Genomic DNA, 26625 nt, shown 5'->3' with positions numbered 1-26625 from the left:
TCATGCCGCGGGCTCGGTCGAGGGGTCGGCGGGGCTCGCGGCCCGCGCGGGCTGCGCGGCCTCCGCCACCTGTGCGGCCCGAGCGGTCGGCACCTCCTCGAACCGACCGAGGCCGGTCTTCGAGAGGCCGAGATAGACGAGCGCGGAGACGATCATGCCCACGGGCACCGACAGGTCGACCCAGCCCATCGCCTCCGAGACCGGCCCCGTCCAGACGTCGGTCGAGAGGCAGGCCGCGGTCGCGATGCCGCCCACGACCACCGACGTCATGCCGGGGATGCTCCAGCCGGCGGTGTACCAGTACCTGCCGCCGCGCTCCTCGTCGAAGAGGTCGGTCGCGTCGTAGCGGTTGCGGCGCAGCACGATGTCGGTCGCGAAGATCGCCATCGCCGGGCCCGAGACGATCACGAGGAACTGCAGCATGAGGTTGACGGCGTCGAGCAGGTTCGTCGACATGACGAGGTAGAGGGTGAGCGCGGTGCCGATGACGCCGATGACGATCGCCGACGGGATGCGGCGGATCGGCACCCCGACCGACTGCAGCGCCATGCTCGAGGTGTACGTCGTCATGCCGTTGAGGGCGATCGTGTTGACGATGACCGCGAGCACGAGCGGCGGGCCGAGCCAGGTCGGAAGCAGCCCGAGGATGGCCGATTCGATGCCCGCCTCGAGCTGGGGACCGGTGAGCCCGGTCACGATGAGCGCGCCGACGACGGTGAAGAAGATGCCGGGCAGTGCACCGCCGAGCGCGGTCGCCGCGATGATGTGCGAGGGTTTCGTCTCGCGCGGCAGGTAGCGGGCGATGTCGGGGCTGTTGATGTACGAGAGCGGCGTCGAGGCGAGGATCGTGAAGCCGATCGTGATGGCCGACCAGAGGGGCACTCCGGTGAGCGCCTCGGGCGCCTGGTAGCCCCAGTCGACGGTCGGCAGTGCGAACGCGGTCACCGCGAGGAAGATCACGAGCAGGCCGATCGAGATCGCGGTGTAGCTCTTGATGATGAGCCCGTGGCCGTAGACCGCGACGAGCACCGTGATCGCCGAGACGACGAGGGTGACGGCGACGGGGCCGAACACGGGGTCGGCGAAGCCCCACTGCGCGAGCAGGTCGGCACCCATGAACGACGAGGCGAGCCAGTTCAGCGCGAGGAAGACGGCCGAGACGAGCCATCCGGTGAAGGCGATGATGACCTTGTTGCCGATGATGCCGTAGAGGGCGCGGCTGATGACCGAGCCCGACGTGCCCGCCGCGGGACCCGCGATCGCGATGAGGCCCGGGAAGACCCAGAGCAGGTTGGCCGCGACGATGACGGCGACGGCCTGCCAGATCTCGAGGCCGAGCAGGATCATGGTCGCGCCGATCGTGAAGTTCAGGATGCTCACGTTGGGGGCCGCCCAGACCCCGAAGAGGTCACGGGCACGACCGTGCCGCTCGGACGGGCTGACGACCTCGATGCCGCGGGTCTCGGGCTGGGTCGGCGCGTCGACGAAGTCCTGCGACGCTGCGGGAGTCTGGGATGACACGGGGGATCCTCTCGGCGGGGCCTGGGTCGCGTCGTCAGGGCCCTGCCGGTGGCGACGCTGCTATTGGTCGCTTGACCAATGGGCTATTGGTCGCTTATCCAATAACATGATCGACATGATGTCAAGCGCGCCGGCGACCCGCGCCCGCAAGCCGCCGGCGGAGCGTCGCGCGGAGATCGTCGCGACCGCCGCGGCGATCGCGCTCGACGACGGGCTCGAGGGCATCACGCTGCGTGCGGTCGCAGATCGGCTCGGCGTTCGGCCCGGGCTCATCAGCCACTACTTCCCCGTCGCGGAGGACCTCGTCATCGCCGCGTTCGTGCACGCCGTCTCCGACGAGCGCGAGACGCTCGTGCCCGAAGGCGGCGAGCCGCTCGAACGCATGGCCCGTCTCGTCGCCCGGGTCGAGAGCCCCGAGGCCCGCCCGATCTCGCGGCTGTGGCTGAACGCGCGCCATCTCAGCCGTTTCAGCCCCGCACTCGACGAGGCGCTCGAGGAGCAGGAGGCGCTCGACCGCGCCCGGCTCACCGAGCTCGTCGACGCCGGCATCGCCTCCGGGGTGTTCGCGCCCGACGACGCGTTCGCCGCGTGCGTGCGCATCTTCGTCGCGATCGACGGCTTCGGCGCCTACGCGAACAACACCGGCGCGTTCGACTCCGACGCCTACTGGCGCTTCGTCACCGACGCGACCGAATGGGCGCTCGGCCTCGAGCGCGGGCGCCTGCGCGCCGAGGTGGCCGCGCTCGGGAGCTGAGGCATCGGCCGTCGCTACTCGGCCGTCGCTACCCGCCCGGCGCGGCGCCGCCGTCGAGCTCGCGCCGACGGCGCTCGAGCTCGGCGCGCTGCTCGTAGAACTCGATCTCTCGGTCGAGGTCGGCGAGCTGCTCCTCGGTGCTGCGGGTGTCGCGCGGCACCGCCGGCGGTGCGACGTACGGCTCGGGGCTGCGCCCGGCCGGGGTGAAGCCCCCGAGGCCGGCACCGCGGGGCGCGTACTCGCGCCCGAGCACGAACCAGAGGATCGTGCCGATGAGCGGCAGCAGCACCACGAGCAGGATCCAGCCGAACTTCGGCAGGTGCTTCACCTGCGACTCGTCGCGCATGATGAGATCGACGAGCGCGTAGACCATGCCCGCGACGACGACGACGGAGAAGATCAACGGCATGGCCGCCAGCCTAGGGCGACGAGGCCGGGCGGGTCGAGCACGGCGCGATCACGGCCGGGACCGCCGGTCACGGCGCCTCACGGAGGTGCACGCGCTCGCCCTGGGCGCTCAGCAGGTTGAGGATCTCGGCCGGTTCGAGCGACGCACTCGCGGTGCCGTGCGGCACGCGCGTGTCGAACTCGGCGGCCTCACCCGGCTCGAGCACGAGCTCTTCGTCGCCGAGCGCGAGCCGCACGCGACCACTCAGCACGTACACCCAGTCGTACCCCTCGTGCGCCCGCCGCTCGACGGGCGCCTCGGGCGGGTGCCCGGGCAGCACCATCTTGAACGCGTGCACGTCGGGGTTGCTGCGGGTGAGCGGGATGATCGCCTTGCCGTCGCGGTAGAACGGCTTGGGGTGCACCCTCGGGTCGGCGATCTGCGGTGCGCCGACGAGGTCGTCGAGGCTCGCCCGGTACACCGCGGCGAGGCGGATGAGCAGGTCGAGGGTCGGCCGGCGGCCACCCGACTCGAGCCGCGACAGGGTGCTCGCCGAGATGCCGGTCTCCTCAGCGAGCTCGGCGAGGGTGAACCCTCGGCGGGTGCGAAGCGCTCGCAGTCGTGGTGCGACGCCCTCGAGCATGCGGTCGAGGTGCAGGTGCTCGGCGTCGTCTGACATGGTTTCCCTTTGCTGTTTCGGCAAACTTGCTTGCCATTCCATCATGTGCGGCCGACGATCGGAAGATGCAGCAGACCTCGTGGGACGTCATCATCGTCGGCGGCGGCAGCGCCGGACTCAGCGCCGCGCTCATGCTGGGCCGCTCCCGCCGCCGGGTGCTCGTGCTCGACGAAGGCAGCCCGCGCAACCGCTTCGCCGGTCACATGCACGGCGTGCTGGGTCGCGACCACACCTCGCCGCTCGACCTGCTCGCCGACGGACGCGCCGAACTCGAACGATACGAGGGCGTGACCGTGCGCGGCGGGATCGCCGTCGACGCGCGCGCCCTCGACGACGCAGCGGAGCCCGGCCGCACTGCGGAGTCGAACGGCCGCGGGCCGCGCGTCGCGCTCGAGCTCGCCGACGGCGAGCGCCTGCACGCCCGGCGACTGCTCGTCGCGAGCGGCCTGCGCGACGTGCTGCCGCCCGTGCCCGGTCTCGCCGAGCAGTGGGGCCGCGGCGCGTTCATCTGCCCGTACTGCGACGGGTGGGAGGTGCGCGACCGGCGCATCGCCGTGCTCGCCGCGAGCGCCGCGCAGGTGCACCAGGCCCAGCTCATGCGGCAGCTCTCGGTCGATGTGACGTTCTTCGCGCACGGTGCCGAGCTGACCGCCGAGGCGCGCGCCGGCCTCATCGCACGCGGCATCTCGGTGGAGGATCGCGCGGTCGCGGCCGTCGTCGCCGACGACGGAGGCCGCCTCCGAGGCATCCGGCTCGATGACGGCACGGAACTCGCGACCGACGCGATCTTCGCCGGGCCCGTGCCCGAGCCGAACGACCCCGTGCTCCGGCGTCTCGGCGCCGATCGTGCGCCGCACCCGATGGGCGGCGAGTTCGTCGTGGTCGACGCGATGGGCCGCACGAGCGTGCCGGGCGTCTGGGCCGCGGGCAACGTGACCGACCCCCGTTCCTCGGTGCCGTTCGCGATGGCGGCCGGCAGCATGGCGGGAGCGGCGATCAACGCCGACCTCGTCGAGGAGGAGGTGCGCGCGGCCCTGGCGGCGAGCTGACCGCTCGCGTCCGGCGAGGATGACGCGACGAGACATCCACGGCCGGCGTTCACCTTCGAACGCCTAGGCTGAGGGGATGCTGGTCATCAGCTACAACCTGCGCAAGCACCGCGCCATCTCCGAGCTGGCGGCGCTCGATGAGCGGTACTCCCCCGACGTGCTCTGCCTGCAGGAATGCGACACCACCGACCTCGCCGAGGCCGTCGGCCGGCTCCGGCTCGCGCACTCCACGACGGGCAACCGGCTCGGCCTTGCGATGTACTACCGCGCCGATCGCTTCGAGCCCCGCGACATCCGCGCCTTCGCCCTCAAGAAGTCGTTGCACGACCGCATCCTCCGCCCGGCCCACGAGCGCCTGCTCGGCGCACGCCTCACCGACCGCGAGCACGGGCGCGACATCGTCGTCGCATCGTTCCACGCGGCACCCCTCACCGCGCTCAACTCGCTACGGCGGCACCAGATCAATGCGGCGCTCGGCTCGCTGCAGCTCATGGGCCCGCACCTGCCGACGCTGATGGTGGGCGACTACAACTACCCGGTCTTCAAGGACAACCTGGCCGAGAAGGTGCGCGACGCGGGTTACGAGCTCACGCTGAGCGACAGCCGCACGTACACGCGGTACAAGTACTTCCGCGGGCACTTCGACTTCGCGACGTCGGCCGATTTCGAGATCCGCCGGGTCGAGACGCTGCCGCGCGGGTCGAGCGACCACCTGCCGATCCTCGTCGACGCGCAGTACGTGGGCCTGCTCGCCGACGACGCGGTCGACGTCGTCATCTGATCGTCCGCGGCTCCGAACCCCTGCGAGCGGGCGCCGCGACCGGACGGCCGATCACGCGGCGAGCGCGACCCCCACGCAGGTGAGGCCGAGGAACAGGTCGAGCCCCATGCACCAGAGCGCGAGCGAGCGACCGACGACGACGTTGCGGCGGTAGTGCACGGCGTCCCAGCCGGCGTGCGCGGCGAGCGCGAGGCCGGCGATCGCGAGCCCGGCCCGCGGGTCGAGCGCGAGGGCGACGACCGCGACGCCGAAATAGGCGAGCATCGCCACCGCCTGCGGAGCGGTCACCCGCGGACGGCGGATGACACCGACGACCGCCAGCACCAGGCCCGCCGCCGCGATCACGAGCCACCTCGGCACGTCGAGCAGCTCGGCGCCGAACACGAGCACGGTGCCGAGCACGACGACGAGCCAGGCGACCCAGCGCACGCCGGTGACGGCCGCGGCGAGGTAGCAGAGCGTCGCGATGCCGAGGGCGGTCATCGGCACGGTCGTGCCGAGCGCCTCTGGATAGCCGCTGAAGAGCAGGCCGACGCCGCTCGCGACGCCGATGACGAGCACGACGACGATGAGCCAGGCGGGCTGTCTCGTCGTCGCCTGCTGTGTGCGATCGGCCGTGGCCGCCGTTGATTCGAGCCGGTTCATCGGGATGCCTCCTCGCTGATGCGTATCATCGGATATCTATACCCCCTGTGGGTATATCACATCGGTGTGCGGGCCGCCACCCCTCGAGGGACGCCCGGATCGCAGCCCCCGCACCCCCTCGATGTGGGGCCGCGCTCGACGTTCGCGCTCCCTACACTGGCGCGCATGACCGACTCGACGAGGCCCGAGCTCCCTGCCGAGGCCGCACTGCGCACGGCCTGGCTCGTCGTCGCGATCCTGGTCGGCCCGACCCTCATCGTGGCGGTCCTCGCCGACGGCCTCGGCAGCTTCGGCTCCGAGAACTCGAATCCGTGGGCAGGTCCGCTCACGGTGGCCTGCTGCATCGTGAGCATCGTGTGCGGGCTCGCGGCATTCGCGTTCGAAGCCCCCTGGTGGTCGGCGCTGCTCATCGCGAGCCCGGGCTTCACGTGGCTCGCGACGAGCTTGACGCAGGACATCGTCTGGTCGATCGCCATGGTGCTCAGCCCGCTCGCCGCGCTCGGCGGCGCCGTCAGCGGGTTCATCGTCTCAGTGGCGACGGCGGCCGGCGACGAGGGCTCCGCCGACGAGTGACCGGCCGAGTCGACGGGAGGCTCGAGGCACCCCGCTCACCGGCGAAGATGGAGGGCATGCAGATCATCGTCATCGGCGCGGGCGCCTGGGGGCTTCCGGCCGCGGCCGAGCTCGCCGGGCGCGGCCACCACGTCACCCTCGTCGACCGCTACGGGCCGGGCAACGCCCTCTCCTCTTCGCACGGACCGACCCGCATCTGGCGGCTCGCCGACCCCGACCCGGCGAAGATCGCGATGACCCGGCAGAGCCTCGAGGCGATGGAGCGGCTCTCGTCGATCGCCGGAGAGCCGGTGTTCCTGCGGCGCGGGCTCGTGTGGCGCGACGAGGCGGCCGCCCTCGACGGCTTCGAGTGGGCGCTCGCGATGGAGGGGATCCCGCACCTGCGCCTCGGCGCCGATCGTGTCGGCTCCCGCTTCCCGGGGCTCGTGCCCGACGGGCGCGGCGCGATCTACACCTCCGAGGCGGGCCCCGTGCTCGCCGAGGTCTCGCTGCGCGCGCAACTGCGGCGCTTCGAGCAGGCGGGCGGCGAGCTGCGCATCGCCCACGTCGTCGACGTCGAGGCGGATGCCTCGGGTGACGGCCCCCGCCGCGTGCACCTGGCCGGCGGTGAGGTGCTCGAGGCCGACGCCCTCGTGATCGCGGCCGGCCCCGGGGCATCCGCCCTGCTCGACCGCCTGGGGCTCGCGGTGCCGCTGCGTCCGCACCTCGAGCAGGTCGTGCACGTCGCAGACCCGGCGCAGGCGTTCGACGACCTGCCCGACCTCATCGACATCGCTGCGGGCGAGCGGCCGACGCTCTACGCGATGGCGACGCCGGGGGTCGGCTACAAGCTCGGCCTCGACGCACCGCTGCGCGAGGCCCGGTGGGGCGTCGACGACGACCGCACGCCCGACGATGCCCGCACCGCGACGCTGCTCGACTACGCGCGCACGGCGCTCGGCATGACGGGGGCCGCCGTCGTCGACGCGAAGGTGTGCAGCTGGACCGACTCCCCCGACGGCCGCTTCGTGATCGGCACTCCGCTGCCCGGCGTGACCGTCGCCTGCGGCGACTCGGGCGAGGGCTTCAAGTTCTCGGCACTCATGGGGCTCGTGCTCGCCGACCTCGCCGAGGGTGAGATGCCGCCGGTCGACCTCGCGCCGTTCCGGTTCGACCGCTTCGCCGGCGCCGACCCCGCCGCCGCTGCGGCGGCCGCGGGCGCGCTCGACTCGCCCACCGCCCTCGGCGGCGCGCCCGAGGCATCCGCCGGCTGACCCGGCCGTGCCCGCCGCCCCCGCGACGCGCTACGCGGACCCGGCGCCCTCGGTCGTCGGCTCGGTCTCGACCGATGTCGGCGCTCGCCCCGGCCGGAGCGCACCGATCGCGGCCGCGACGACGAGCGTCGCCATGAGCACCCAGTTGATCCAGTCGGTGCGGCCCGTGAGGAGGTCGAGGTTCGTGAGCATCAGGTACAGGCCGGCCGCGAGGCCGACCACGCCGAGCACGGGCGCGACGACGACCCGGAACACGCCGTGCCCACGGCGGTCGCGGCTGAAGAACCGCACGACGCTGACCATGCAGAGCAGCTGCAGCGCGACGATTCCGATGATGCCGACGCCGTTCGTCCAGAGCAGCAGGTGCAGGTACGGGTCGCCGCGCAGCCCGAGCGTGATCGCGATGAGCACGACCGACGCGATCGTCGTCACGAGGCTCGCGAGCACCGGCGAGTGGAATCGGGCGTGGGTGCGCGCGAGCTTCGCGGGCAGCACGCCGTCGCGGCCGAGCGCGAAGAGGTAGCGGGAGGTCGCGTTGTGGAACGCGATCGTCGCCGCGAGGATGCTCGTGACGATGAGGAGCCCCATCACCGTCGACGCCCACGCGCCGAGGTACGACTCGGCGAGCATGAAGTAGAGGCCCTGGAACGCGTCGGACAGCGAGAACTCGGTGAGGCCGTCGATGCCGAGCGCGGCGACGGCGACCCACGCGATGAAGCCGTAGAACAGGGCGAGGAACCCGACCGCGATGTACGTCGCCCTGGGCACCGTGCGCTCGGGGTCGCGCGCCTCCTCGGCATAGATCGCGGTGCCCTCGAAGCCGATGAACGCGCCGAGCGCGAGCACGAACATGCCGCCCGAGGCGAGGTTGAACACGTTGCCCGGCGCGAACGGCTCGACGGTGAAGTTCGCCGTGCCCTCGGTGGCGAGCACGGCGATCGCGAGCACGACGAGGATGAGCACCTCGAGGGTCATGAGCACGGCGAGCACGCGGGCGCCGACGTCGATCTGCCGGTAGCCGAGGAAGGCCACGATCGCGACACCCGCGAGCGCGTAGACCGACCAGTGCACGTCGACGCCGAGCATGCCGTTGAACGTCTCGGCGGCGTAGAAGCCGAGGAACCCGTAGAAGCCCCCGCAGATGAGTGCGTACGACAGCAGCGCGACGAGCGCCGCGGCGCCGCCCGCGCGCCGACCGAGGCCGCGCCCGATGAAGGCGTAGAACGCGCCGGCGTTGCGCACGTGGCGGGCGAAGGCCGTGAACCCGGCGGCGCACAGGATGTACACGATGCCGCTGAACACGTAGGCGCCCGGGGCGCCGATGCCGCCGAGCCGGAACGCGAGCGGGGCCGCGCCGGCCATGACGGCGAGCGGGGCGGCCGCGGCGACCACGAAGAAGAAGATGTCGAAGGTGCCGAGCTTGCCGCGGGCGAGCGTGCCGCCGGCGGCGGTCGTGGGGGTGGTGGACGTGGAGGTCATGGTTGCTCCTGGTCAGCGACGGTGGTGACGGAGGGACTGGGGGAGGTTCGGGCCGGGGCGGCTGCGGCCGCCCCGGCCCGGTGGGTCAGAGCTCCGGCCACCAGGCCGGATCGGTCCAGAGGGCGAGCTCCTGCTCGAGGGCGGCGCCGACGCGGAAGACGGTCGCGTCGTCGTACGTGCGGCCGACGATCTGCACGCCCGTCGGCACGCCGTTCGACGCGATGCCCGACGGCACGGCGAGCACCGGTACGCGGCCGATCACGTTGAACGGCAGCGTCATGAGCTTCGAGAAGATCGCGGCGCTGTCGGTCGACGCCTCGTCGGCGGCGAACCCGGTCGTGGCGATCGTCGGGCAGACGAGCACGTCGTAGTCCGTCATGAGCTCGGCGAAGGGGCGGTAGAACGCCGTCTCGGCGACGAGTCCGTCGACGTAGGCGCCGCCCTCGGCGGCGGCCGCGGCGAACGCCCGCGTGTACGGCATGAGCTGCTCGGCCCGGGCGGGGTCGCCCTCGAGGATCGACTCGATGAACGGCCCCATGACGGCGCCGAAGTGCGGCCACGCGGTCGCGAGCGTGCGCTCGGGGCCCCACGGCAGCTCGACGACGTCGACGGTCGCGCCCGCAGCCGCGAGCGCGAGCGCGACGGTGCGCGTGTTGAGCTCGACGGCCGGGTCGACGTCGTAGCCGCCGAGGTCGAGGCAGAGGGCGATGCGCACGCCCTCGAGCGAGCCCACGGTCCCCGAGACGGTCGCGATGTCGCGCAGGGATGCCGCGTCGCCGACCCACGGGCCGGAGATGACGTTCTGCAGCATCGCGACGTCGGCGACGCTCCGCCCCATCGGCCCGTCGGCGCAGTACGTGTCGGAGTTGAACGGCGCCATGCCCGGCACCCGAGCGAACGGGGGCTTGAACCCCACGACTCCGCAGAACGACGCCGGGATGCGGATCGACCCGCCGATGTCGGAGCCGGTCGCGAGCAGGGTCGAGCCCGCGGCGAGCACGGCGCCCGACCCGCCCGACGAGCCGCCGGGCGTGAGGTCGGTGTTCCACGGGTTGCGGGTCACGCCCCAGAGCTTCGAGTGGGTGACGGGCGCGCAGCAGTACTCGGGCGTCGTCGTGCGGGCGTGGATGACGGCGCCTGCCGCCTGGATCCGCTCGACGATCGGGTGGGTCTCGGAGGCGACGTGCCCCTGCTCCAGGAGGCATCCGTCTTCGAGGAGACGGCCCGCGACGGGCTGCTCGTCCTTGAGCATGAGCGGGATGCCCTCGAGCGGGCGCAGGTCGTCGCCCGCGGCGAAGCGCGACTCCGACGTGCGTGCGGCGTCGCGCGCCTCGTCGATCCACTGCTCGGTGACCGCGTTGATCGAGGGTTCGGTCGCCTCGGTGCGGGCGATGACCGACTCGAGCAGGTCGACGGGCGACAGCTCGCGCCGGCGCATCAGCTCGGATGCCTCGGTGGCGGTGAGCCGGAAGAGTTCCATGTGGTGCCTTTCGGGGTGGGGCGGGGGTCGGTCGCGAGCGCGTCGGGCGTGCCGAACGTGTCGAGATCGACTCGTACGTCGTACGCTTCCGTACACTGTACGGACGATACTCTTGCACGCATGGCCTCACGTCAAGCGGCAGTTCCGGCGAAGCCGGGGTCGCGCGCTCGCACGGCACGCCAGACCCTCACCCGCCGCGAGGTCACCGATGCGGCGATCGCCCTCGTCGAACGCGACGGCCTCGACGGCCTGACCATGCGCCGCCTCGCGACCGAGCTCGGCTGCGCGCCGATGAGTCTCTACACGCACGTCAGCAGTCGCGACGACCTCGTCGACGCGATCGTCGAGCAGCTGATCGAGCGCCTCGACCTGCACGAGCAGCCCGGCGAGACGTGGCAGCAGGCGGTGCGCCGCACGCTCGCGTCGTACCGCGACCTCGCCGTGCAGGTGCCGCACGCGTTCGAGCTGCTGGCGCTCGCCCCGTACGACACCTCTCCCGTCGCACCGCACCTCGCCGGCGTGCTCGCCGGCCTCGAGCATGCGGGCCTGACGGCCGACCAGGCCCGGCAGGTGCTCGGCATCGTCGACGCCTACGCCTCGGGGTTCCTCGTGGTGTGGGCGCGCAGCCATGCGGCCGAGCGCCCGTCCGGCGCAGGGGTCGCCGCTGCCTCGACGGCCGACGTCGCCGGCATGCGCGAACTCGCAACGTTCGACCAGGGCCTCGAAGCACTCATCGCCGGGCTCGACGCGACGCTCGTGTCGGGCGCGAGGGCCACCGACCCTTGACACCGGCCGAAGCGCCCACTAACGTCGCTCGGCGATGGGTACGCTGATCTACTCCTGAGTGGTGAGCCGTGTCGAGCAATGCTCCACGGCTTCCGCATCGATGCCGGCGCTGAGCGCCGCTGATCGACGCGCAATCGAACGCCACTGATCATTCGGCTCGCAGCCGTCGACGCTCGCGCGCACCCCCTTCGGGCGGTGTCCGCCGACGAACCTCGACCGGCGCTCGCGACCTCGCGAGACGGGCCGGGAAGGAGCTTCCTCCATGTACCCCACCAGCCAACTCTCCCTCCACGCCGTGACCAAGCGCTTCGGCGAGCGCGTCGTGCTCGACCGGGTCGAACTCTCGCTCCGCCCCGGCGAGCGCGTCGGCATCATCGGCGACAACGGCTCGGGCAAGTCGACCCTGCTGCGCCTCATCGGCGGCGCGCTGAGCCCCGACGCCGGCGAGCTCGTCGCGCGCTTCGCCGGTGGCGTCGGCGCGCTCGACCAGGTGCTCGAGCTGGCGTCGGACGCGACCGTGCACGACGCGATCGACGCGTGCTCGACCGAGCTGCGCGGGCTCGAACGCGAGATGCACGCGGCCGAGCAGGGGCTCGCCGACCTCGAGGGTGCCGCGCTCGACGACGCCCTCGCCGAGTACGCGGCCATCACCGAGCGCTTCGAGGCGCGCGACGGCTACGGCGCTCCCGCCCGGCTCGATGCATCGCTCGACGCGCTGGGCGTCGGCGGCCTCGACCGCGACCGCGCGTGGGAGACGCTCTCGGGCGGCGAACGCTCGCGCGTCGCGCTCGCGGCGACGGTGGCTGCGAACCCCGAGCTGCTGCTGCTCGACGAACCGAGCAACGATCTCGACGACGACGCGTGGCAGTGGCTCGTCGATCGCCTGCGGGTGCACGACGGCACCGTGGTCGTGGTGACGCACGACCGCGCGTTCCTGCAGGCGCTCACGCAGGTGATCTGGGAGGTCGACGCCGCCTCGGTCGCGCGCTACGGCGACGGCTACCCCGGCTACCTCATCGCGAAGGCGAACGAACGCGAACGGCACCGGCTCGCCTACGAGACGTGGAAGGCCGAGCTCGCCCGCAACCGCGAGCTCGTCGCGGCGAACGCGGGGCGGCTCGCCGCGATCCCGCGCAAGCTCGACAAGGCCGGCATGGGCACGGGCGCGTTCCGGCCCCGTGGCCGCGACCACGGGGCGATGGGCCGCATCCGCAACGCGAAGGCGAGGATGTCGCGGCTGCTCGCCGCGCCCGTGATCCCGCCGGCCAAGCCGCTCTCGTTCGCGCCGACGGCCTTCACCGGTTCGGTCGACGCCCAGGTCGAGGGCGCCCCCTTGCTCGTGCTCTCCGGGGTACGGGTGGCCGAGGCATCCGTCGACGACCTCGTGCTCGCGCCCGGGGGCCGGCTGCTGATCACCGGACGCAACGGAGTCGGCAAGACGAGCCTGCTGCGCGTCATCACCGGGGAGCTCCGCGCCGATGCCGGCACGGTGACGGCCACGCCGCGCATCGGGCACCTGCGCCAGCAGAGCGCGATCCGGCCGAGTCGTCGCACCCTGCTCGAGGCGTACGCGGCGGGGATCCGCGAGGACCGCGAGACGGCCGAGGCCCGGCTGATGTCGCTCGGGCTGTTCCATCCGCGGGACCTCGTGGTGCCGGTCGGCGCGCTCTCGTACGGGCAGCGGCGGCGGCTCGAGCTCGCGCTGCTCGTGAGCGAGCCCCACGAGCTGCTGCTGCTCGACGAGCCGACGAACCACCTGTCGCCCGACCTGGTCGAAGACCTCGAAGGCGCGCTCGAACGGTTCACCGGCGCGGTCGTGCTCGTCTCGCACGACCGGCTGCTGCGCGAGCGGTTCGGAGGTCAGCGGCTGCGGCTGGACGGGCCCGAGTAGGCCGCACCGCGACATCGGGGATCGCCACGGTCTCGGTCCGACCGGCGCGGATCCTTCCGATCCTGCGGCGATCTCCGATCGCGCGGAGGCCGCCCGGCGACGCGCGAACGCCCGGCCCGCTGGATGCGGGCCGGGCGTTCGCGCGGCGGATCAGCCCTTGCCGGGCTTGGTCGCCTCGATCGGGAAGCTCCACGCGTTGACGCCGTCGCCGCTGCCCGCCTCGATGCCGCCCTGCTCGGCGTACGAGACGAGGATGCGGGCGTCGTCGGCGAGCGCCGCGCGGGTGGCCGCGTCGATCGGCACGGCGAGCTTGCCCGTCCCGGCGTCGACGGCCTGCTCGAACGAGCCCAGCAGTCGGCCGCTCATGTCGGGCGCCCACGGCGGGGCCGCGCCGTCGGCCGGCGAGCAGGCCTCGAAGCCGTACACGTCGCCGGCGCAGCTCGTGGCCCAGACCGGGATGAACGTCGTATCGCCCTTCCAGAGGAAGACGCGCACGGTGCCCGCCTCCTCGGCGTCGTAGGAGATGCGCACGTTCTTCTGCTGGACCTTGACGTCGGTGACGCTCATCGCATCGCTCGGCTGCACCCCCGAGATCGTGCCGCCCCTGGTCGCCGACTGCGCGACCGTCTGCGGCGACTGCACGCCCTGCAGGGCGGTGTCGGGGATGATCGGCGCCGACGCCTCGGTCGACCGGTCGACCGGCGGGGCGTACCCGTCGAGGTAGGCGTGACCCCAGCGGTAGGGCTCCGACTGCTGGCTTCCGAAGGCCGACCACGCGGTGCGGGTCTGGCCGATGAAGTCCTGCGTGTCGGAGTCGTACGGGGTCACGTTGAGCCCCAGGTACCGCGGGTCGACGTCGTTCTGCGCGGCGTCGCCCGACGGCACGGCGCCGGTCGGGCCGACCGCGGCGGGCAGGGCCGCGAGCGGCACCTTCACCTCGAGGTCGTAGCCGCCGCCGGCGTAGGTGCCGTCGGCCTCGCGGGCGACCTCGACCGCCACCTCGACGCCGACGGCGTTGAGCCCGCCCTCGACGGTCTCGGCGAGCGGCCCCGTCGAGAATCCCTGGTGGTTGTCGGCGTCGCGCGACCAGCACGGGCCGTCCTCGCCGTTGCCGTTGGCGCCTTCGGCATCGTCGGTGAACGGGAACATGCCGAGCTTGAACGTCGTCGACGTGTCGACCGAGTCGCCGCGCGGGTCGAGCAGCAGCTCGACCGAGTCGACGAGCCAGTGGCCGAAGCACCGGTCGGGCGTCGCGGCGGCGCTCGCCACGTCGTCGGTCACGCGGATCTGCGCGTAGAGCGCGTCGTCGTACCAGCCGAGCTTCGCGAGGCTGCCGTCGCCGCAGTCGACGCCCTCGACGGCGCAGGCCGCGCCCTCCCACCGGGTGCCGATGTCGACCGGCTCGCCCGTGTAGACGTCGTCGGCGGTGCCGTCGACGGTCGGGGCCGAGGCGAGCTGCGGGATCACGACCGTCGGCACGAGGTACACCGTCTCGTTCTCGGTCGAGGTGCCCGCACCCGAGGTCGTCGTCGCGGTGAACGTCACCGTGCGGCTGCCGGGGTCGGCTGGGTCGGTGTGCGTGACGACGAACTCGACCGTCGCGGTGTCGCCCGCGGCGAGCCCCGTGAACGGCTTGGATGCCTCGTCGGCGACGAACCCGGCGGGCAGCGCGAGCGCGACCTCACCCGACTCCGTCGAGGCGGTGCGGTTGGTCACCTCGACCGGCACCGTCACCGTCTCGCCGGCGCCGATCTGGGCGACGGCGTTCGAGCGACCGCCCACGTAGGCGTCGTGGTCGCGGGTCCACTGCTCGTACTCGGCCATGTTGCCCCAGCGTTCGAAGCGGCCCTCGACGGGCGCGACGAGCGCGATGCGGGTGTCGTTGTACGCGGTGACCTCGCCGTCGAACGAAGCGGCGAGCTTGTAGACGCCCGCTGCCGCGTCGGCGGCCGGGGTGACGGTGAACGTCGCCGTCGAGGCATCCTCGTCGCCGATGCCGTCGAGCTCGACGGGGTCGGAGACCTGCCAGCCCGCGGGAACCGCGAGGCTCACGGTGCCGCCGCCGAGGTCGCCCTCGCCTGAGCGCGCCGAGACGGTGACCTCGAACGGCTCGCCGGCGGCCTCGTAGTAGTCGTCGACCGCGAGCGAGAACTCGGAGCCGAGCGGCATGCCGCCGGGGTCGGCGACGACGGCGCCGTAGAGCACCGCGTCGTCGTTCGCGGAGGCCGGCGAGCTGTTCGGCTGCATCGGCACGATCGACTGCGAGACGCCGTAGCGCTGGCAGGTGGGGTTGGTGAGGCCCTTCTCCATCACGCGCGCCTGCGTGGGGTGCGCCCGACCGCCCTCGCGACCGACCTGCGCCCACGACTTGGCGGTGCCCGCCTGCTGGCCCTGCACGTTGCCCTCGGCCCAGACGTACGGCGAGTCGTAGCCGGTCCACGTGCCGACGACCGTGAACGGGTTCGTCGCGGCCGGCGTGAAGCCGGTGTTGCAGTTCGGCGCGGCCGTGCCTCCCGAGCCGGTCGTGAGGCCGCCGGCGAGGATCTTCTTGACCTGCCAGGTGTCGACGGCGCCCGTGCCTTCGAGCTGTTCGGGGAACATCTCGGGATCGGCGGCCGCGGCCGCGGCCTCCCAGATCATGCGGCCTTGCGCGTACTGGTGGTTGCCGTGCCCGGCCGCGAGCGACGGCGTCGAGCCGACCAGGATCTCGGGCTGGGTTTCGCGGATGATGCGCACGGTGCGGCGCAGGGTCTCCTCGGCGTCCCACACCTGCGCGGTGAGCGCCGCCGAGGTGTTGTAGAAGAAGTCGACCCGGTCGAGGTTGAAGATGTCGATCGTGCCCGAGCGCACGTGGGAGGTGCGGTCCTCGTTCTCCCGGCGGAGGCCGAGGTCGGGGCCGGCCTCGGGGCCGACCGAGTTCGAGCCGCCCTCGCCGCGCGTGGCCATGATGATGCCGCAGCGCACGCCGTAGAGGTCGTGCCAGACGCCGCAGGGCGTCGTGAACCCGGCGTCGTCGTCGGGGTGGGCCCAGATGCCCATGATGTCGATCTTGCCGCGCTCGGTGTCGATCGCGATCGAGGGGTCGCCCGCCTCGAGCTTCGTGGCGGCATCGGCCGCCGGGGTTTCGGTGCCCATCGTCGCTGCCATCGCGGTACCCGGTCCCATGAGTACGGCGGCCGTGACCAGCGAGGTCAGCAGCATGGCGTGATGTCGTTTCATGCGGTCCTCCGTTGGACGCTCGGACGACGGACTGCCGCCCGATCTCCCATCAAGCTAGAGCAGACTCGATCGAACAATCAAGCAGTTTCACGCAGTTTCACGCATTAACGCGTGCGCGGAGTTGCGCACAGCGGGCACGCCGATGCGGGGTGCACGCCGAGACGACGCGCGCACCCCGCTCTGCGCCGGCCGGCGCGCGGGCCTCACTCGCGCACGGCGCCCTCGATCATGCCCTTGATGAAGTGCCGTTGCAGGAACACGTAGAGCAGCACGATCGGCAGCGCGACCATGACCGCGCCCGCGGCGAGCAGCGCCGTGCCCTGCGTGTACTGACCCTGGAAGAACGCGAGCCCGAGCGGCGCGGTGCGCACCGACCCGCTCGGCGACATCACGAGCGGGATGAGGAACTCGTTCCACGTCCACATGAACGTGAGCAGCACGAGCGTCAGGATCGCCGGGCGCCCGATCGGCACGAGCACCTGCCAGAGGATGCGCATCGAGCCCGCCCCGTCGAGGCGCGCGGCGTCGATCAGCGCCCGGCTCGAGGTGCGGAAGTACGTGCGCATCCAATAGGTGCCGAACGCGATCGACATCGCGATCTGCGGCGCGGCGACGCCCCAGACCGTGTTCGTCAGCCCGACGACCCGCAGGTCGAAGTAGAGCGGCACGATGAACGCCTCGGTCGGCACCATGATGCCGAGCAGGAACACGTAGAACATGAGCGTCGCGCCGCGGAACTTCATGGTGCCGAGCGCGTACCCGGCGAGGATCGACGCGAGCACCGCCACGACGACCACGATCACCGCGACGATCACCGAGTTGAGCATGTACTGGCCGAACCGGCCGATCTCCCACGCCTCGGGGAAGTTCTCGGGGTGGAACAGCCCGCCCTCGCGTGCGGCCGACGCGCTCTGCGGCCCGAAGGCGAGCGAGACGATGACGGCGATCGGGCCGAGCACGATGAGCGCGAACGCGACGAGCACGACGTAGTTCGCGCCTCGTTCGATCGGGGACACCTTCACTTGCGGTCTCCGATCATGTTCACGACGCCGTTGATGGCGAAGACGATGATGGTGAGCACGACGCCCACCGCGGTCGCGACACCGACCTCGCCGAGCTCGAACGCCCGACGGTAGATCTCATAGCTCGGCACGGTCGTCGACGTGCCCGGCCCGCCGCTCGTCGTGACGTAGACGAGGTCGAACGTCTTGAGGGCGGCGACGATCGTGAGCGTGAGCGCCACGGTGATCTCGCCGCGCACCATCGGCAGCGTGATCGCGAAGAACTCGCGCACCGGGCCCGAGCCGTCGAGCCGCGCCGCCTCGTAGAGCTCGCGGGGCACGCGACTCATGCCGGCCATGAGCAGCACGGTCACGAGGCCCGTGCACACCCACGTGCCGATGAGTCCGACCGCGGGCAGCGTGAACGCGTAGTCGCCGAGCCACGGACGCGCGAGCGCGCCGAGCCCGATCATGCGCAGGAACCCGTTGAGCGGGCCGTCGGGCGCGTAGATCTGCCGCCAGGTGACGGCGACGACGACCATCGCGATGACCTGCGGCAGGAAGATCACGCTGCGGAAGAACCCGAGCCCGCGCACCTGGGCGCGGGTGAGCAGGCTCGCGAGCAGCAGGCCGATCACGAGCGGCAGCACCGCGTAGAAGAACACGAGCACGAGCGCGTGCCAGAAGGCCTCGCGCAGGCGCTCGTCGAAGATGATCTCGACGTAGTTGTCGAACCCCACGAAGGTGGAGGCTCCGAGCCCGTCCCACTCGAAGAACGAGAACTGCGCGGCCCGCACGAGCGGGAACAGCAGGAAGACCCCGTAGAGCAGGAGGGCGGGGGCCAGGTACGCCCAGGGAACCCACGCCGATCGGGCGGAGCGCCGAGAGGCGCTCCGCCCGACCGTGGTCGTGCCGTCAGCCATTGCTTTCGACGAACTCCGAATAGTCGGCCTCGAGGGTCTCGGTGAACTGCTCGGGTGTCGCCTGCCCGGCGAGCAGGTCCTGCAGCGCCTGTCCCATCGTGTCGCCGAAGGTCGGCGTCGCGTAGTCGAGGTAGGGCAGCAGGCTGCCGTTGCCGGTGACGTCGCCGAACACGGTGAACACGTCGGCCATCACGCCCTCGCTCGGGGCGAGTTCGGCGGTGCGGTTGACGGGCAGGTTGCCGGTCTCGGCGAGCACGTCCATCGCCTCATCGCTCGTGATGAAGTCGATGTACGCCGCGGCGACGTCGGTGTTGTCGGCCGCCGAGGTGATCGTGAACGGCAGGCCGGTTCCGCCCGTCGTCGCGGGCGTGCCGTCGCCGGTGTTCGGGATGAAGAACCCGACGTCGTCGCCCATCGCGTCGGCGAGGTCGGCGGCGAGCCACGAACCGCCGATGAGGAAGACGCCGTCGCCGGCCGCGAGCGACTGCCAGGCCGCGTCGTAGTCGGTGCCGTTCACGCCGTCGTTGAAGTAGCCGGCCTCGACCCAGCCCTGCAGGGTCTCGGCGGCCGCGACGTTCTCGGGCGTGGTCCAGCTCTGGCCGGCGTTGCCGAGGCCGAGGTCGGTGATGACCTCGGCGTCGACGTCGTCGCCCTGCACCGGGCCGAACACGTGCAGCGCGGGCCACTTCTCGATGTTGCCGAGCAGCATCGGCGTCTCCCCCGCCGACTTCGCGGTCTTCAGGGCCGCGTCGAACTCGGACCAGTCGGCCGGCACCTCGAGGCCGAGCTCCTCGAGCTTGGACTTCGAGTAGAAGACGCCGACGACCTCGCCGACCTGCGGCAGGCCGTACAGGTTGCCGTCGCCGAACACCTTCGCGTCATCGCTGTACGTCGAGTACTGCAGCACCGACGGCGAGTACCGGTCGAACCAGCCGTACGCCTCGGCGTAGTCGTCGAGCGGGCGCAACTGCTCGGCGGCGACGAACTGGCCCATCGTGTTGCGGCCGTTGTTCGCCTGCACGACGTCGGGTGCGTCGGCGTCGGTGAGGGCGAGCCGCAGCGTGGTCGCGAGGTCGTCGAACGACTGCGAGTTGCGGTCGATCGTCACGTTCGGGTACTTCTCCATGAACGCGGCGTTGAGCTGCTCCATCTGCTCGTTCTGGCCGCCGCGCACCTCCTGGTCCCACACGGTCAGGGTGACGTCGCCGACATCCGAGATGTCGGTGCTGATATCGCCCGTGTCGGCGGTGTTGCCGGGGCTCGCACCGGTGCCGGGGGCGCAGCTCGTGAGGGCGACGACGAGGGCGGCGCCCGTCAGCGCCACCGCGGTCAGTCGGGTGTTCCGTCTCATGATGTACCTCTCTTCTCGGGATTCGATCGCCGGGCCGCTGTGGTGCCGTAGTCGGCGAAGGGGAAGGTGAGCTCCGCTCTGCGGCGCCCGGATGCCTCGGGGACGGCGTCGCTCAGGAAGCCGAATCTCGTCGCGAGCTCGCGATCGTCGCCGCCCTGCGCACGACTCCACCAGTCGGCGACGTCGCCCCAGCCGGGGGCGCCGACCGCGCCGCCGGGGTGCTCGACGGCGAGCGCCGCGCAGAGCGACGCGAACGAGAGCCGCTGTTCGAGGTCCCAGTCGCGCAGGGTGCCGAACACGAGGGCCGCACCGAAGACGTCGCCGGCGCCCGTGGCGTCCCGTCCGCTCGTCGGCACCGCGGGCACGACGACTTCGTCGCCGCTCGCCGAGTCGATCGCGACGGCACCGTGCTCGCCGCGCGTGACGACGACGAGCGGCACGAGCTCGGCGAGCGCGCGGGCCGCGCCGGCCGCCGAGTCGGTGCGCGTGTAGGCCATGGCCTCGGTCTCGTTGGGGGTGAAGGCGTAGCAGTCGGCGAGGAGGCGCAGGTCGGCCGGGTCCCAGCGTCCGCTCGAGTCCCAGCCGAGGTCGGCGAAGATCTTCGTGCCCGAGTGGGCTGCGGCCCGCCACCAGGCGTCGACCTCCCGGCCCCCGCGCGAGGCGCCGAGGTCGACGAAGGTCGCGCGAGCGGCGGGTCGGTCGCCGACGAGCTCGCCCCCGGTGAACGGCGCCGGCTCCTCGCGGGTGACCATGCTGCGGTCGCTGCCGGAGGCGATCGAGACGGTGACGGGCGTGGGCCAGTCGGGCACGAGGCGCGAGCGGCCGAGGTCGATGCCCTCGCGGTCGGCGAGGAACTCCCAGCACCAGCGACCGTAGACGTCGTCGCCGAGCGTCGCCGCGAGCGCGGTGCCGAGGCCGAGGCGGGCGGTGGCGACGGCGAGGTTGGCGACGCCGCCCGGGCTCGACGCGAGGCCCTCTGCGTACACCTCGGTGCCCGGGCGCGGTGCCCCGTCGACGCCGGTGAACACGAGGTCGAAGAAGACGGGCCCGGTGAGGAGCACGTCGACGCCGTCGTCGGCAGCCCGTTCAGCCACGCATCCTCCTTGATTGCGATCGCCTGCGCGATCGTCGATCGGCTTTGACTGAACATACTCTCGAATGAACGGTGCTGCGTCAATTCATGCGCGAAATTGTCAATTCATGCTCGAAGTTGACTGCTAGCATCATGCTCATGCTCACAGCAACGCGACAGGCGCACATCCTGAACTCCCTGCGCACCGACGGTGAGGTCACGGTCGAAGAGCTCGCCGAGCAGTTCGGCGTCTCGCTCTCGACGATCCGTCGCGACCTCAACGCGCTGAGCGCCGAGGGCCTGCTGCGTCGCGTGCGCGGCGGGGGCAGCATCGAGCCCGACCAGATCCCGTTCACCGACGTCGAGCGCCAGCACGCGCCCGAGAAGTCGCGGGTCGCCGAGCGTGCGGCCGAGCTGGTCGCCGAGGGCGACGTCGTCATCATCGACATCGGCACGACGACGGCCCTGCTCGCGGCGCAGCTGCGCGGCCGGCGCATCACGGTCATCACCGCGAGCCTCGCGGTCATCGACGAGCTCCGCGACGACGACGTGGTGGAGCTCATCGTGCTCGGCGGTGCCGTGCGCAAGAACTACAACTCGATGATCGGCACGCTCACCGAGCAGGCCCTCGCCCAGATCCGCGCGACGACGTGCTTCCTCGGCACGAGCGGCATCCGCGCCGACGGCACCATCTCCGACACCACCGGCATGGAGGTGCCGATCAAACGGGCGATGATCGAGTCATCCCAGCGCACGGTCGTGCTCGCCGACGGCTCGAAGTTCCCCGGCGTCGGCGTGCTGAGCGTCTGCGGCCCCGACCAGATCTCGGCGGTCGTGACGAACGACGATGCGGATGCCTCCACCCTCGATCTGCTCCGCGAGGCGGGAGTCGAGGTGATGGTCGCGTGAAGCTCACCATCATCGGCGGCGGCGGGTTCCGCGTGCCGCAGGTCTTCGAGGCGGTCGCGGCCGACGACGCACCCGTGCGCATCGACGAGCTCGCGCTCTACGACGTGTCGGCGTCGCGACTCGAGACGATCGGGGCGATCGTGTCGCGCCTCGCGCAGGAGCGCCGGCACGTGCCGGCGATCACGACGACGACCGACCTGGAGGAGGCGCTGCGCGGCGCCGACTTCGTCTTCAGCGCCGTGCGCATCGGCGGCACGCAGGGCCGCATCCTCGACGAGCGCACCGCCCTCGACCTCGGCGTGCTCGGCCAGGAGACCGTCGGCCCGGGCGGCCTCGCCTACGCACTGCGCACGGTGCCGTTCATGACCCGCCTCGCCGAGACGATCCGCAGGGTCGCCCCCGACGCCTGGGTCATCAACTTCACGAACCCCGCGGGCATCGTCACCGAAGCGATGCAGCGCGTGCTCGGCGACCGGGTCGTCGGCATCTGCGACACCCCGATCGGCCTCATGCGCCGCGCCGCCGCTGCGACGGGCAGCTCGGCCGACGCCATCGCGTTCGACTACGTCGGACTCAACCACCTGGGGTGGTTGCGATCGATCACGGCCGGCGGAGACGAACTGCTGCCACGGCTGCTCGAGTCGGACGCCTCGCTCGAACGCATCGAAGAGGCGCGGCTCATGGGCTTCGACTGGGTGCGTGCGATCGGCGCCCTGCCGAACGAGTACCTGTACTACTACTACTTCACGCGCGAGGCGACGGCACGCATCCGTTCGGCGGCGGCGACCCGCGGCGAGTTCATCGACCGCCAGCAGTCGGCGTTCTACAGCGCCCCCGGCGACGACCCGCTCGAGACGTGGATGCGTGCGCGGCACGAGCGCGAGTCGAGCTACATGGCCGAGAGCCGAGACGACGACGAGGAGCGCCACGAGTCGGACGTCGACGGCGGCGGGTACCACCAGGTGGCGCTCGACCTCATGGCGGCGCTCGCGAGCGGGCGCTCGGCGACGATGATCCTCAACGTGCGCAACAACACGCTGGTTCCGCAGCTGCCCGACGACGCCGTCGTCGAGGTCGGCTGCGTCGTCGACGTCGACGGCGTGCACCCGTGGTCGATCGCGCCGGTGGCGGGCGAGATGCTCGGCCTCATCACGCAGGTGAAGTCGGCCGAGCGCCTCATCATCGGCGCCGTGCACGAGCGCTCGCGCGAGCTCGCCTGGCGCGGCTTCGCCGCGCACCCGCTCGTCGACTCGGTCGGCGTCGCCCGATCGCTCGTCGACCGCTACGGCCAGGCGTTCCCCGAGATCGGCGAGCTGCTCACGGCGTAGGCGCCCAGGCGAATCCGTCGGGGTCGACGAACGCCGCGGCATTCCCGTTGATCTCGACGCGGTGCGAGCCGGCGCCGTCGGCAGGGACGCCGACGGTCTTCGCGAGTGCGCGTCGCTTGTAGAGGCCGAACCCGATCGGACTGCCCGGCATCGCGAAGTCGACGTAGCCGCCGATGCTCTTCGCGACCGAGAGCCCGCGCTCGGAGTAGAAGCGCTTGCTCGCCGACACGTCGTCGGCGCCGATGAGCAGCACGACGTTCTCGATGCGGTGCGTCGCCGGCCCGGTGTCCTTCTTGGCTTCGCTCGCCATCTGCCAGATCGTGCCGTCGGGCGCCTGCACGACGCCGCCGAACCCCCACAGCGACTTCTCCGCGGGCTTCAGCACGGTCGCGCCTGCGGCGACGGCCGCGTCGAACAGGTGCACGACGTCGGTCGGTTGGCCCACGATGAGCGACATCGTGAATCCGCGGAAGCCGCTCGTCGAGGCATCCGACGGCCTGAGACGCAACCGTTCGCCGAGCCCGAAGGCGCCGTCGTAGAACCGCGCGGATGCCTCGGGGTCGTCGACCTCGAGCGTCACCGAGTCGATCGACGTGAGCTGTTGCTGGTCGGTGTTCATGCCGCCGATGTTTCACGGGCGCGCGTCCGGCGTCAACCCCGGCGTACCCGCACCACATGACCACACGAACACACCCGGCACGGCCACACGACCACACCCCGCGCCACCGACGGCCGAACGGGCGAGAACCGCCTCCGCGAATCGGGGGTTCGCCCCCTGTCGGCGCGATCGGCGCGGTCGTAGCTTGCCGCTGTGACCACCGACACCACCCAGAAGACCGCCGCTCCCGACCGCCCGAGCACACCGGGCGACACCTCCGAGGCCTCCCCGGCACCGCGCCGCACCGGCACCCGCATCGCCTGGACGTGGGTGCTGCTCTCGTCGCTCGGCATCGCCGCGTTCGCGGTCGTGCCGTATCTCACCGCGCCGCTGCGCGAGCTCGCCGAGTCGCCGTCGGGCGGGCTGGCGGGCAACTACGCCGAGCAGCCGCTGCCGATCCGGATCGCGTTCTACGCGCACATCGTGGCCGGCGGCATCGCGCTCGTCCTGGGACCGCTGCAGTTCTGGCGCGGCCTGCGCGAGCGGCGCCCGCGCGTGCACCGCTGGACGGGCCGGGTGTATCTCGCTGCGATCGGCGTCGGCGGCATCGCGGCGCTCGTCATCGCACCCGTCAACGATGCCGGACTCGTCGGTCTCTTCGGCTTCGGCGGGCTCGGGGTGCTCTGGCTCGTGACGGGATGGCTCGCCTACCGCGCGATCCGACGCCACGACGTCGACACCCACCGCGCCTGGATGATGCGCAACTTCGCCCTCACCTACGCGGCCGTGACGCTGCGCATCTGGCTGCCGCTGCTGCTGCTCGTGCAGCTGCCGTTCATCGCCGACGGTACCGATTTCGACGCCGTCTTCGCGAACGCGTACGCCGCCGTCCCGTTCCTCTGCTGGGTGCCGAACCTCATCGTCGCCGAGTGGCTCATCGCCCGCCGCGGACTGCCTGCGCTCTGGCGGCAGCCCGAGCGCGGCATCCGTCAGCCGTCGTCGTCCCGGCCACGGCCGACGCCCGGCGACCGACGACCGACGACGCGGTCAGCGCGCGTGCGCGTCGGCCGAGAGGATCGGAACTCCCGCCGCGGCGAGTCCGCTCAGCGTCCGGCTGCCCGGCTCGCCGTCGGTGATGATGCCGGCGACGGCGTCGAGCGGCACGACCGCGTAGCGGGAGGCGGTGCCGATCTTCTCGGCGCTCGCGAGCACGTAGGTCTCGGCGGCGCGTGAGGCGAGGGCGCGCTTCATGGCCGCTTCGTCGGGGTCGCCGGTCGTCAGGCCGGCGGTCGGATGCACTCCGGTCACGCCGAGGAAGAAGAGGTCGGCGCTGATCGTGCCGGCGGCCTCGACCGCGGCTGCGCCGCAGGCGACGGCCGAGTGCTTGAACAGGCGACCGCCGATCAGGAACACGTCGGCCGCGTGGTCGAGCAGGCTGGCCGCGATGGTCGGGCTGTGCGTGATGATCGTGCACTCGAGCGTCTTCGGCAGGGCATCGACCATCGCGAGCGTCGTGGTGCCGCCGTCGAGGATCACGGTGGCGCCGGGCTCGATCATCGCAGCGGCGGTCGCGGCGACGCGCCGCTTGCTCTCGGGCGCCACCGATTCGCGGCTGGTGTAGTCGGCGACGGCCGGGGATGCGGGCAGCGCACCGCCGTACACGCGCACGGCCAGGCCCGCGGCGTCGAGTTCGCGCAGGTCGCGGCGGATGCTGTCCTCCGACAGCCCGAGCTCGACCGCCACCTCCTTGGCGACGATGCGTCCGTCGCGTCGAAGGCGCTCCAGGAGCAGGTCTTTGCGTGCAGCGGCGAGCATTCGGGTTCCTTCCTGTTTTTGCACGTTTCTGCTGTATTGTGCCCGATATGACCAAGCCTATGTTGATTCTGATCGCCGGACCCTACGCCTCGGGCACCGGCGGTGATCCCGAACTGATGGCGAAGAACCTGCGGCGGCTCGAAGAGGCCGCCTGGCCGATCTTCCAGGCCGGACACGTACCGATGATCGGCGAATGGGTGGCACTCCCCGTGCTCGCGAGCGCAGGAGCGAGCGGCCCGTCCGATCCACTGGCGGCCGAGGTCATGTACCCGACCGCCGAACGGCTCCTCCAGCACTGCGATGCGGTGCTGCGCCTGCCCGGAGCGTCGCGCGGGGCCGACCAGGACGTCGCGATCGCACGGGATCGCGGCATCCCCGTCTACTTCTCGCTCGACGAGGTGCCGGCCGCGATCCCGGCCGCGGCGCCGACCGCATGACGCGCCGGCCGGCGCGCTACCCGACGGTCGCGCCGGCGCCCGCCGCCTGCCGGCGCGCGTAGAACTCGCGCACCCGGTTGCGGTTGCCGCAGTCGGAGGCGACGCACCAGCGCCGGTTGTGGCGCGGCGAGGTGTCGAGGAACACCCAGCCGCACTCGGCGTCGGCGCACTGCGCCAGCCGATCGAGGTCGTCGCGCAGCAGCAGCTCGACCGCGGCGAGCGCGAGGCGTCGGCGCGGGAGCGCCAGGTCGACGTCGAAGCTCCACCCCCATCCGTCGCCCCCGCGCGCGAGCATGCCGGCCGCAGCGGCCTCGGCGTGCTCGCGCGCGACCAGGTCGGTCGGCCCGCCCTCATAGCAGGCCGCGTAGAGCGCCTCGCGCAGTTCGCGCACCCGCTCCCACTCGGCGGCGGCCTCGTCCGGGTGCTGAACCGAGAGCCCGTGCAGCACCGTCTCCTGCGCGGCGTCGACGAGCCCCGACTCGACGGCGAACCGCACGACCTCGTCGTAGTCGACCAGGTAGTCGACGATGCGGTCGAGGGCGAGCCGCTCGGACATCGTGTTCATGAGGTCGAGCCCGACGGCGCCGCCGATCTGCGCGAAGGGGGTGTCGCGCCGGCGGTACGTGACCGGATTCGCCATGCATTGATTCTAATGCACACTTCGGGCTTTACGCATTCGATCATTTCTGCCAG

General features: G+C 71.8%; 24 protein-coding genes and 1 pseudogene. 11 read left to right on the top strand and 14 right to left on the bottom strand.

Translation table 11 applies throughout. The features are described 5' to 3' along the window. Entirely contained in the window at positions 1–1521 is a 1521-nt protein-coding gene (locus PX701_RS11935) for a purine-cytosine permease family protein (RefSeq protein WP_275506406.1), read from the bottom strand. Positions 1522–1636: 115 nt separating this feature from the next. Between PX701_RS11935 and PX701_RS11930 the strand changes: the two genes are divergently transcribed. Beyond that, positions 1637–2275 (top strand): TetR/AcrR family transcriptional regulator, encoded by a 639-nt coding sequence (locus PX701_RS11930; protein ID WP_275506405.1) that lies wholly within the window; start codon positions 1637–1639, stop codon positions 2273–2275. Between the two features lie 28 nt (positions 2276–2303). Here PX701_RS11930 and PX701_RS11925 read toward each other — a convergent pair whose 3' ends face one another. Beyond that, positions 2304–2684, bottom strand: a complete 381-nt coding sequence (locus PX701_RS11925) for a PLDc N-terminal domain-containing protein (protein ID WP_275506404.1) — start codon at positions 2682–2684, stop codon at positions 2304–2306. A 67-nt stretch (positions 2685–2751) separates the two neighbouring features. Beyond that, complete coding sequence (locus tag PX701_RS11920) at positions 2752–3342, bottom strand: helix-turn-helix domain-containing protein (protein ID WP_275506403.1); 591 nt, start codon at positions 3340–3342, stop codon at positions 2752–2754. Positions 3343–3407: 65 nt separating this feature from the next. Between PX701_RS11920 and PX701_RS11915 the strand changes: the two genes are divergently transcribed. Both PX701_RS11915 and PX701_RS11910 read left to right on the top strand, forming a co-directional pair. Continuing rightward, entirely contained in the window at positions 3408–4391 is a 984-nt protein-coding gene (locus PX701_RS11915; protein WP_275506402.1) for an NAD(P)/FAD-dependent oxidoreductase, read from the top strand. Positions 4392–4467: 76 nt separating this feature from the next. Beyond that, positions 4468–5172 carry an endonuclease/exonuclease/phosphatase family protein gene (locus tag PX701_RS11910; RefSeq protein ID WP_231431881.1) on the top strand — a complete coding sequence of 235 codons (705 nt, stop codon included), beginning with the start codon at positions 4468–4470 and terminating at the stop codon, positions 5170–5172. Between the two features lie 51 nt (positions 5173–5223). Here the strand turns inward: PX701_RS11910 and PX701_RS11905 are convergent, their stop codons facing one another. Then, complete coding sequence (locus PX701_RS11905; RefSeq protein WP_275506401.1) at positions 5224–5817, bottom strand: hypothetical protein; 594 nt, start codon at positions 5815–5817, stop codon at positions 5224–5226. Between the two features lie 165 nt (positions 5818–5982). On the opposite strand from PX701_RS11905, the gene PX701_RS11900 reads away from it, so the two are divergent. Together PX701_RS11900 and PX701_RS11895 are read left to right on the top strand one after the other, a co-directional pair. Next, entirely contained in the window at positions 5983–6390 is a 408-nt protein-coding gene (locus PX701_RS11900; protein WP_275506400.1) for a hypothetical protein, read from the top strand. A gap of 56 nt (positions 6391–6446) precedes the next feature. Next, complete coding sequence (locus PX701_RS11895) at positions 6447–7643, top strand: FAD-dependent oxidoreductase (protein WP_275506399.1); 1197 nt, start codon at positions 6447–6449, stop codon at positions 7641–7643. Positions 7644–7673: 30 nt separating this feature from the next. Here the strand turns inward: PX701_RS11895 and PX701_RS11890 are convergent, their stop codons facing one another. Both PX701_RS11890 and PX701_RS11885 read right to left on the bottom strand, forming a co-directional pair. Beyond that, the gene (locus PX701_RS11890) at positions 7674–9122 is read right to left on the bottom strand and encodes an APC family permease (protein WP_275506398.1); all 1449 of its coding nucleotides are present in this window, start codon (positions 9120–9122) and stop codon (positions 7674–7676) included. An 85-nt stretch (positions 9123–9207) separates the two neighbouring features. Further along, complete coding sequence (locus PX701_RS11885; protein WP_275506397.1) at positions 9208–10602, bottom strand: amidase; 1395 nt, start codon at positions 10600–10602, stop codon at positions 9208–9210. A gap of 120 nt (positions 10603–10722) precedes the next feature. On the opposite strand from PX701_RS11885, the gene PX701_RS11880 reads away from it, so the two are divergent. Continuing rightward, entirely contained in the window at positions 10723–11388 is a 666-nt protein-coding gene (locus tag PX701_RS11880) for a TetR/AcrR family transcriptional regulator (protein WP_275506396.1), read from the top strand. A 262-nt stretch (positions 11389–11650) separates the two neighbouring features. After that, positions 11651–13279 carry an ABC-F family ATP-binding cassette domain-containing protein gene (locus PX701_RS11875; RefSeq protein ID WP_231431887.1) on the top strand — a complete coding sequence of 543 codons (1629 nt, stop codon included), beginning with the start codon at positions 11651–11653 and terminating at the stop codon, positions 13277–13279. Between the two features lie 150 nt (positions 13280–13429). Here PX701_RS11875 and PX701_RS11870 read toward each other — a convergent pair whose 3' ends face one another. The 5 genes from PX701_RS11870 to PX701_RS11850 all read right to left on the bottom strand — a co-directional run bounded on the left by PX701_RS11870 (position 13430) and on the right by PX701_RS11850 (position 20867). Beyond that, positions 13430–16498, bottom strand: coding sequence for an NEW3 domain-containing protein (locus tag PX701_RS11870; RefSeq protein WP_275506395.1), 3069 nt, complete (start codon positions 16496–16498; stop codon positions 13430–13432). A 203-nt stretch (positions 16499–16701) separates the two neighbouring features. Next, on the bottom strand, positions 16702–17520 hold the full coding sequence (locus PX701_RS11865) for a carbohydrate ABC transporter permease (protein ID WP_231431889.1): 819 nt from the start codon (positions 17518–17520) through the stop codon (positions 16702–16704). Beyond that, entirely contained in the window at positions 17517–18422 is a 906-nt protein-coding gene (locus PX701_RS11860; protein ID WP_231431890.1) for a carbohydrate ABC transporter permease, read from the bottom strand. The genes PX701_RS11865 and PX701_RS11860 overlap by 4 nt, the downstream gene beginning before the upstream one ends. Then, complete coding sequence (locus PX701_RS11855; RefSeq protein WP_231431891.1) at positions 18415–19773, bottom strand: ABC transporter substrate-binding protein; 1359 nt, start codon at positions 19771–19773, stop codon at positions 18415–18417. Before PX701_RS11855 ends, PX701_RS11860 begins: the two co-directional genes overlap by 8 nt. Continuing rightward, a complete protein-coding gene (locus PX701_RS11850; RefSeq protein WP_275506394.1) occupies positions 19770–20867 on the bottom strand; it encodes a PfkB family carbohydrate kinase in 1098 nt (365 codons plus the stop codon). The genes PX701_RS11855 and PX701_RS11850 overlap by 4 nt, the downstream gene beginning before the upstream one ends. 137 nt (positions 20868–21004) lie before the next feature. On the opposite strand from PX701_RS11850, the gene PX701_RS11845 reads away from it, so the two are divergent. Beyond that, positions 21005–21754, top strand: a complete 750-nt coding sequence (locus tag PX701_RS11845) for a DeoR/GlpR family DNA-binding transcription regulator (RefSeq protein ID WP_231431893.1) — start codon at positions 21005–21007, stop codon at positions 21752–21754. Next, positions 21751–23082, top strand: a complete 1332-nt coding sequence (locus PX701_RS11840) for a 6-phospho-beta-glucosidase (RefSeq protein ID WP_275506393.1) — start codon at positions 21751–21753, stop codon at positions 23080–23082. Before PX701_RS11845 ends, PX701_RS11840 begins: the two co-directional genes overlap by 4 nt. Here the strand turns inward: PX701_RS11840 and PX701_RS11835 are convergent. Continuing rightward, complete coding sequence (locus PX701_RS11835; RefSeq protein WP_275506392.1) at positions 23072–23701, bottom strand: VOC family protein; 630 nt, start codon at positions 23699–23701, stop codon at positions 23072–23074. The genes PX701_RS11840 and PX701_RS11835 overlap by 11 nt on opposite strands. Before the next feature lie 192 nt (positions 23702–23893). On the opposite strand from PX701_RS11835, the pseudogene PX701_RS11830 reads away from it, so the two are divergent. After that, positions 23894–24607, top strand: a pseudogene (locus tag PX701_RS11830) (DUF2306 domain-containing protein); the annotation flags it as partial. A 120-nt stretch (positions 24608–24727) separates the two neighbouring features. Here the strand turns inward: PX701_RS11830 and PX701_RS11825 are convergent. Next, positions 24728–25495 (bottom strand): DeoR/GlpR family DNA-binding transcription regulator, encoded by a 768-nt coding sequence (locus tag PX701_RS11825; RefSeq protein ID WP_231431896.1) that lies wholly within the window; start codon positions 25493–25495, stop codon positions 24728–24730. A gap of 47 nt (positions 25496–25542) precedes the next feature. On the opposite strand from PX701_RS11825, the gene PX701_RS11820 reads away from it, so the two are divergent. Continuing rightward, positions 25543–25932 (top strand): DUF4406 domain-containing protein, encoded by a 390-nt coding sequence (locus PX701_RS11820; protein WP_275506391.1) that lies wholly within the window; start codon positions 25543–25545, stop codon positions 25930–25932. 16 nt (positions 25933–25948) lie between these two features. Here PX701_RS11820 and PX701_RS11815 read toward each other — a convergent pair whose 3' ends face one another. Continuing rightward, entirely contained in the window at positions 25949–26572 is a 624-nt protein-coding gene (locus tag PX701_RS11815; RefSeq protein WP_275506390.1) for a CGNR zinc finger domain-containing protein, read from the bottom strand. Positions 26573–26625: the final 53 nt, after the last annotated feature.

The sequence above is a fragment of the Agromyces chromiiresistens genome (assembly GCF_029167465.1).
GTDB classification, from domain to species: Bacteria; Actinomycetota; Actinomycetes; order Actinomycetales; family Microbacteriaceae; genus Agromyces; species Agromyces chromiiresistens.
The sequence above is the reverse complement of the archived record's forward strand: the minus strand, read 5'-3'. Positions and strand labels throughout refer to the sequence as shown.

Excerpts from the sequence above, each read along its gene's own strand:
- PX701_RS11845 (WP_231431893.1), top strand. The coding sequence starts at position 21,005 with ATGCTCACAGCAACGCGACAGGCGCACATCCTGAACTCCCTGCGCACC.
- PX701_RS11915 (WP_275506402.1), top strand. The coding sequence starts at position 3,408 with ATGCAGCAGACCTCGTGGGACGTCATCATCGTCGGCGGCGGCAGCGCC.
- PX701_RS11860 (WP_231431890.1), bottom strand. The coding sequence starts at position 18,422 with ATGGCTGACGGCACGACCACGGTCGGGCGGAGCGCCTCTCGGCGCTCC.
- PX701_RS11835 (WP_275506392.1), bottom strand. The coding sequence starts at position 23,701 with ATGAACACCGACCAGCAACAGCTCACGTCGATCGACTCGGTGACGCTC.
- PX701_RS11825 (WP_231431896.1), bottom strand. The coding sequence starts at position 25,495 with ATGCTCGCCGCTGCACGCAAAGACCTGCTCCTGGAGCGCCTTCGACGC.
- PX701_RS11925 (WP_275506404.1), bottom strand. The coding sequence starts at position 2,684 with ATGCCGTTGATCTTCTCCGTCGTCGTCGTCGCGGGCATGGTCTACGCG.
- PX701_RS11875 (WP_231431887.1), top strand. The coding sequence starts at position 11,651 with ATGTACCCCACCAGCCAACTCTCCCTCCACGCCGTGACCAAGCGCTTC.
- PX701_RS11815 (WP_275506390.1), bottom strand. The coding sequence starts at position 26,572 with ATGGCGAATCCGGTCACGTACCGCCGGCGCGACACCCCCTTCGCGCAG.
- PX701_RS11855 (WP_231431891.1), bottom strand. The coding sequence starts at position 19,773 with ATGAGACGGAACACCCGACTGACCGCGGTGGCGCTGACGGGCGCCGCC.
- PX701_RS11900 (WP_275506400.1), top strand. The coding sequence starts at position 5,983 with ATGACCGACTCGACGAGGCCCGAGCTCCCTGCCGAGGCCGCACTGCGC.
- PX701_RS11870 (WP_275506395.1), bottom strand. The coding sequence starts at position 16,498 with ATGAAACGACATCACGCCATGCTGCTGACCTCGCTGGTCACGGCCGCC.
- PX701_RS11880 (WP_275506396.1), top strand. The coding sequence starts at position 10,723 with ATGGCCTCACGTCAAGCGGCAGTTCCGGCGAAGCCGGGGTCGCGCGCT.
- PX701_RS11920 (WP_275506403.1), bottom strand. The coding sequence starts at position 3,342 with ATGTCAGACGACGCCGAGCACCTGCACCTCGACCGCATGCTCGAGGGC.
- PX701_RS11905 (WP_275506401.1), bottom strand. The coding sequence starts at position 5,817 with ATGAACCGGCTCGAATCAACGGCGGCCACGGCCGATCGCACACAGCAG.
- PX701_RS11885 (WP_275506397.1), bottom strand. The coding sequence starts at position 10,602 with ATGGAACTCTTCCGGCTCACCGCCACCGAGGCATCCGAGCTGATGCGC.
- PX701_RS11930 (WP_275506405.1), top strand. The coding sequence starts at position 1,637 with ATGATGTCAAGCGCGCCGGCGACCCGCGCCCGCAAGCCGCCGGCGGAG.
- PX701_RS11895 (WP_275506399.1), top strand. The coding sequence starts at position 6,447 with ATGCAGATCATCGTCATCGGCGCGGGCGCCTGGGGGCTTCCGGCCGCG.
- PX701_RS11910 (WP_231431881.1), top strand. The coding sequence starts at position 4,468 with ATGCTGGTCATCAGCTACAACCTGCGCAAGCACCGCGCCATCTCCGAG.
- PX701_RS11890 (WP_275506398.1), bottom strand. The coding sequence starts at position 9,122 with ATGACCTCCACGTCCACCACCCCCACGACCGCCGCCGGCGGCACGCTC.
- PX701_RS11820 (WP_275506391.1), top strand. The coding sequence starts at position 25,543 with ATGACCAAGCCTATGTTGATTCTGATCGCCGGACCCTACGCCTCGGGC.